Raw genomic sequence first — 6,158 nt, 5'->3', positions numbered from 1 at the left:
AAAGTGTGTTGCATCAAGGGTGCTACGTCTTTCAAACAGGCTTCAACGCTTGCGTACTGCGGAGCGATCATAGCTCGGTGTTTGGGTGGCAGTTCATCCAGAGCCAAAGTGATCTTAGTCACCAAACCTAAGGTGCCCTCACTGCCAGCGATGAGTTTTGCCAAATTAAAAGGGGTTTCGCCACCAAAGGGTTCCATTTCTATCAGCGCATCTAAGGCGTAGCCGGTATTCCGACGGTGTATTTCTTTCTTAGGGAAGACCTCATTTATCTTTTGCTGAACATCTTGAGGTTCAAGCAAATCCTTAAGCTGACTGTAAATTTCACCCAGCGCCGTTTCTGAAGCAGCGATTTGGTTAAAGGAATCTATGGATTCCTCCTTAAGGCTGACTTTACTGCCATCGTGGAGTATCATTTCCAGCGCTATCAGCTTGTCACGAGTTACTCCATAACGGATAGAGGTAGTTCCTGACGAGTTATTACCCACCATGCCTCCAAGCATACAGCGGTTTGAGGTAGATGTATTGGGTCCGAAGAGTAAACCATGAGGCGCCAGCTCTTCATTAAGCGCATCTCTAATGACTCCAGGAGCAACGGTTACTTGTTTGTTAGCTATATCTATATCATGAACCTGGGTAAAATGCTTTGAAAAGTCTAAGACTATACCGTCTGTTACACATTGACCTGCAAGCGATGTTCCCGCAGTTCTGGCCGTCAAGCTAATATTGTGAGCATTCGCAAACTCAATTAGCGCTTTAAGGTCTTCCTCTGTCTTTGGATAAGCAATTGCAGCAGGCAATGCTCTATAAACCGAGGCATCTGTAGCATAGAGTTGTTTGTGAAAATCATCCCAGTGGAGTTCACCTTTTAATTTGCGTCTTAAACTGCCTAAAGGCTTATCGAGTTCGGACATGGAATAAAGGTAAGAACTTAAAGGTCCTTTTTCCAAGATTACGCCCTCGGGTTTTGAATTAAAATAATTTCTCCGTCGTATCTTCGTTTAAGTAGTAATTCTTAAACAGACTTAACATGAGAACCTCCTTATTTTGTTTATTGTGCCTGATAGGTATCGGTTTTAGCGCTTCTGCTCAGCAGATTTCGAAGAATGCTTTGGGTATTCGCGTTGGAGAAGATGACGGTTTTGGCGCAGAGATCAGTTATCAACGTGCCTTGCAGGAAGACACGCGATTGGAATTCAACTTGGGCGTACGCAGTGGTAACAATTACGACGGATTTAAACTGGCCGGATTGCATCAATGGTTGTTTCCCTTGGACGGTAACTTCAATTGGTACGTAGGTGCTGGAGGTGGTGTTGGTGTTTACAGCATTGACGTTGATATTCCCGGAATGGATGATACCGATTCCTTTGCATTTTTAGCAGGAAATGCAGGTATTGAATACAATTTTGATATTCCAATCCTCATCTCCTTAGATGTAAGACCAGAAGTTGGATTCGGGGATTTTAATGACGATTTTGACTTTGACCTCGGATTGGGTATCCGCTATCAATTCTAAAGGGTAGCCGTATCTAGAACGCTTTGATATAGTGCCTCATATTGGGGCACTATTTTTTTTATATCAAACAACTTAGCGTGTTCTCTGGATTGTGCTTTAAAACGTGCCAAAGTAGCATCGTCCTGTAATATACTCAAGGCTTTGGACACCATATCTTCAATCGCGCCTACCTCACTTAAATAACCGGAAACTCCGGGTTCATTTACCTCGGGTAATCCGCCGGTATTACTAGAGATCACAGGAACTCCTGCAGACATCGCTTCTAAAGCCGCCAAACCAAAACTCTCTTTTTCAGAAGGCAGTAAGAACAGATCGCTAAAGCACAAGATCTTATCAATTTCATTGCTGTTGCCAACAAAACGCACTTTATCTGCAATACCCAGTTCCTTACAACGGTGTTCCGCATAGGCGCGCTCTGGCCCCTCGCCTACCATGATCAGCTTAGCTGGAATCTTTTGAGCGATCGCTTCAAAGACGTGTACTACATCTTGAATTCGTTTTACGGGTCTGAAGTTACTGATGTGGGTAATGATACGCTCTTCCGAACTTGCCATCAACTCTCTTTGGCAATCGGTGAACTCTTGCGGTTTCGATGCCGCATCAATAAAGTTAGGAACCACCTCAATAGGTACTTTGATATCAAAAAGTCTCAAAGTGTCTTGCTTGAGGCTCTCAGAAACTGAGGTCACCACATCACTCATATTGATGCTAAAGGTAACAGCCGGTTTAAATGAAGGGTGGTTTCCTACTAACGTAATATCGGTTCCGTGAAGTGTAGTTACCATAGGCAGATCAATCCCTGCCTCTGCCAACATCTTTTTAGCCATATATCCCGCATAGGCATGAGGAATAGCGTAATGCACATGCAAAAGCTCAATTCCATATTGTTTCACTGTCTCCACCAATTTGGAGGATAAAGCCAATTCATAAGGCTGATATAAAAACAAAGGATATTTCTCCACATGAACTTCGTGGAAGTGAATGTTCTTTGCCAGGAAGTCTAGGCGTACCGGTTGCTGATAGGTCACAAAATGGATCTCGTGTCCACGCTCTGCAAGGGCAATCCCCAATTCTGTAGCGACAACACCACTACCTCCAAAGGTAGGATAGCATACAATGGCAATTTTCAAAGTGCTTCGTTTGATGATTCAGAAGTAAAAGTACAAGGAATGTTTGTACTCTAGGAAGGCAATAAGGAATATTTAACAGCCCGCGGTTTATTCGCGAATGATGGCGTCGTAGATCGCCTGTTGGATTCTCGAACGTAAGTCACTGCTGATCAGCATGCGATTATCGGCTGTTGGATAGGTTCTGTTGGAAAGGAATACATAAACAATCTCCTCTTCTGGATCTGCCCAAGTAAAGGTTCCTGTGAAACCTGAATGCCCAAAACTGGTCATGGATACACAACCGCAGGTTGGTCCTACATCGCCTAATTGTGGCTTGTCAAAACCAACACCACGACGGACGTCATCTTCACAGAAATAGCAGGTATTGAAGTCGTCCAGCGTGCTTTTCTTGAAAAACTGCTCTCCGCCATAATTGCCGTTCCAGAGATACATTTGCATGATCTTAGCGACGTCATTAGCGTTCGCAAAAAGTCCCGCATGACCGCTCACACCTCCCAACATGGCCGCGCCTTGATCGTGTACATAACCTTTTACGGCTTGCATGCGGAAGTAGTAATCGTCTTCTGTAGGTGGGATACGCTTTTCAGCAAAACGTTCCAAAGGCTTATATCCTGTTAGGTTTGCGCCCAACGGTCCATAAAGATCGCGTTGCACCAGATCTTCTAAAGGATTGCCATAAAAGTCCTCCAAATACTTTCTGAGGATATAAAACGGCAGATCGCTGTATTTATATCCTTTTCTGCTACGGAGTTCACTCTCTTTGATGGCCTCATAAATAGAATCCCTGTAGTCTTCTCTCATATAAAGCTCGTTAGCTACTTTAATGCTGAAGGTATCGTTTGGAGTGACGCGATAATACAGCTCTGATGGTCCATCCATCACCGTATCTAAGGTTTGGGTATAAAACGGAATCCACGCTTGCAAGCGTCCTGTATGCGTCAACATCTTTTTCAAAGTAATGGTCGCTTTGTTGGATCGACTCCAATCGGGCAGCATTTCTTGAATTTCGGTTTCCATCCCCAAAACCCCTCGATCATAAAGTTGCATGACCATAGGCAAGGTTGCCAAGATCTTGGTCAACGAGGCCAGATCGTAGATATCGTCAGACTTAACGCGTCGCTTTTTATCTGGAGTGTGATAGCCAAAAGACTGTTGATATACCACTTTCCCTCTACGCGCAACAAGAACTTGAGCTCCAGGCATCATGCCGGCCCAAACGCCATTTCTGGTCAAGGTATCAATCTTTTTTAGCCGATCTGGATCCAAACCAACAGACCCCGCAGCTCCGTATTGTAATCTTCCTAAGGCTTCTGTATCTACTCCAGTATCAACTGGATACTCTGCACCTATACCTACCGGGAGGCGTCCTTGCGCTGCACGGGCACCGAATATGGCCTGAGCTGCCAGTTGCTGGGCTACTTCACTATTTTGATATGACACCATAACCGTCTCAAAGTTGGTCAAGGTCTCCAAATCCAACAGTGCATAAGGACTGGTGAATATATTGAGTATTACTTTATTCTGACGGGCGATCTCATACAACCAAACAACTTCCTTATCGGCCATTTTGTAGGACTTCCAAGGATTGTCATTGCTTTTGTGGAATCCGATGATCACGCGGTCGTACTTTTTCAAACGTGTTATGAGTTGTTCCAGCGAATTTGCCTTAACCCAATCCACGGCTGTATATTTTTCGAGCTGCTCATAAAAGGCAGAGCCCGAATCGTCTCCGAAGTTTACATAAGCAATACGCTGATCCTTCAACTCCCTGATAGGAACCAAAGCGGAGTCATTTTTAACGACGGTCAAGGCGCGCTCCAGCAAAAGTTCGTTTAAAGCTTCGTCCTCTGCTCTATTGAGGTCCTCAAATAAATTTTCTTCATTAACCGGTTGATAATTGTTTAGCCCAACCCAATATTTCGCCTTCAAAATCTTTTTAACCGAAAGCGCCAAGCGCTCTTCAGTAATTTCTCCGGCACGATACGCCGCTATAATACGAGCGTGGGCCTTTGGAACATCTTCTGAGATCAGCAATATATCATTACCTGCCATAAAGGCTGCCAAATCGATCTCTCCGGGTTCACTGAAATTGGAAGCACCTTTCATATTCAAGGCATCAGTGAAGATCAAACCATTAAAACCGAGTTCTCCTTTGAGTAGATTGGTGACTATATTGGTAGATATGGAGGAAGGATAACCATCTTTGGTCTCCAAGGCGGGAACATTGAGGTGCGCCACCATAACACTGGCAATTCCCTCACGGATCAATCGTTTATAAGGACTGAGTTCTAAACTGTCTAGCCGCGCTTTATCAAAACCAATAGTCGGTAAGGTCTCATGCGAGTCTACATCTGTATCTCCGTGCCCTGGAAAGTGCTTGGCGTTGGCCAAAACCCCAGCATCTTGCATACCTTGAAAGAAGGCGCTGGCCTTGTTGGTCACATTGGTGGCAGATTCCCCAAAGGAACGGTTGCCAATGATCGGGTTCTTTGGGTTGGTATTGATGTCTACAACAGGCGCAAAATTGATATGAACCCCCAAACGTTTAGAATGCTCCCCAATTCTACGTCCAGCTTCACGGATCAAAGAATCGTTTTGAACGGCTCCCAGGGTCATATTCCAAGGATAGGCATAGGTACTGTCCAAACGCATGGCCAGTCCCCATTCCGCGTCCATACCTACTAATAGTGGCACTTTAGAGAGTTCTTGAAATTCGTTGTTGAGTTTTGCTTGTCGGTACGGTCCTCCTTTAGAAAAGATTACCCCACCCAAATGGTAGTTGCGAATCAGTTCTTTGACCTTGTCAGTTTTACTTTTAGGATCCTGAGAGAAAACATCCACCATAAAGAGCTGTCCTACCTTTTCTTGAAGCGACATGCTGTTGTAAATGGAATCCACCCAAGCAATTTGAGCCAATTGGTCTCCAGAAGTTTGTAAAAGAGGATCGATCTGCTGTGCACTAGTCACGCTTGCTATCAACCCCAATATGGCGACAAGAGCTTTCTTCATAAAGTAACGCAGATCAAAAACTATGCTAAGAATCTGGCGTGCCAGCTGTCTTTTGCTGGAACTTCCCAATATTCTTCAAATTCTCCTTTAGTATTGACCAAATTATTGAATACAATAGTATTCTTTGAAACTGATTTATTCTTAGCCATTTTCTTAAAGTCGGCTAAGGATTTGTGGGCAATGTGTGGCCCGTTATAATAAGTGACATTGAGTTTATCTAACAAACTCAAGCCCATTTGTTGTTCTAAACCTTGAATGAAATGCACCGAGGCATCAATACTACAGCCAGAGGCCGCCGCTTGTGATTCATCCAAAGCAATAACGATGAATCTTTGGTAGCGCATTTGGAAAGCCGCCTTTAAATTGGCACCATGAGCGGTCCATTGGGTCAAAAACTCTTCCAATTTCGGTAAGATTGTGCCGATCTCATCTTCAGACATTTTACGATCTGCTTGATAGATCCAGATACGTGCCTCATCAGGCAGTGAATCAAAAGGTACTAGCAT

5 protein-coding genes are annotated in these 6,158 nt (G+C 44.2%); 1 reads left to right on the top strand and 4 read right to left on the bottom strand.

What is annotated here, in order from left to right:
• Nucleotides 1-911 (bottom strand): FAD-binding oxidoreductase (locus HRT75_RS08285; RefSeq protein ID WP_291185020.1); only part of this gene is annotated, 911 nt, incomplete at its 3' end.
• A 116-nt stretch (nt 912-1,027) separates the two neighbouring features.
• Here HRT75_RS08285 and HRT75_RS08280 point away from each other — a divergent pair.
• A complete protein-coding gene (locus HRT75_RS08280) occupies nt 1,028-1,513 on the top strand; it encodes a hypothetical protein (protein ID WP_291185017.1) in 486 nt (161 codons plus the stop codon).
• On the opposite strand, the gene bshA is transcribed toward HRT75_RS08280, so the two are convergent.
• The 3 genes from bshA to HRT75_RS08265 form a co-directional block, all read right to left on the bottom strand.
• Nucleotides 1,510-2,643: an N-acetyl-alpha-D-glucosaminyl L-malate synthase BshA gene (bshA, locus tag HRT75_RS08275; protein ID WP_291185014.1), complete on the bottom strand. Its 1,134-nt coding sequence runs from the start codon at nt 2,641-2,643 to the stop codon at nt 1,510-1,512. The two genes, HRT75_RS08280 and bshA, sit on opposite strands and share 4 nt — an antisense overlap.
• 87 nt (nt 2,644-2,730) lie before the next feature.
• Complete coding sequence (locus tag HRT75_RS08270) at nt 2,731-5,652, bottom strand: glycoside hydrolase family 3 N-terminal domain-containing protein (RefSeq protein WP_291185011.1); 2,922 nt, start codon at nt 5,650-5,652, stop codon at nt 2,731-2,733.
• 20 nt (nt 5,653-5,672) lie between these two features.
• Nucleotides 5,673-6,158, bottom strand: a complete 486-nt coding sequence (locus tag HRT75_RS08265) for an ABC transporter ATPase (protein ID WP_291185008.1) — start codon at nt 6,156-6,158, stop codon at nt 5,673-5,675.

Source organism: Gilvibacter sp. (genome assembly GCF_013214815.1).
Lineage (GTDB): Bacteria > Bacteroidota > Bacteroidia > Flavobacteriales > Flavobacteriaceae > Gilvibacter.
The sequence above is the reverse complement of the archived record's forward strand: the minus strand, read 5'-3'. Positions and strand labels throughout refer to the sequence as shown.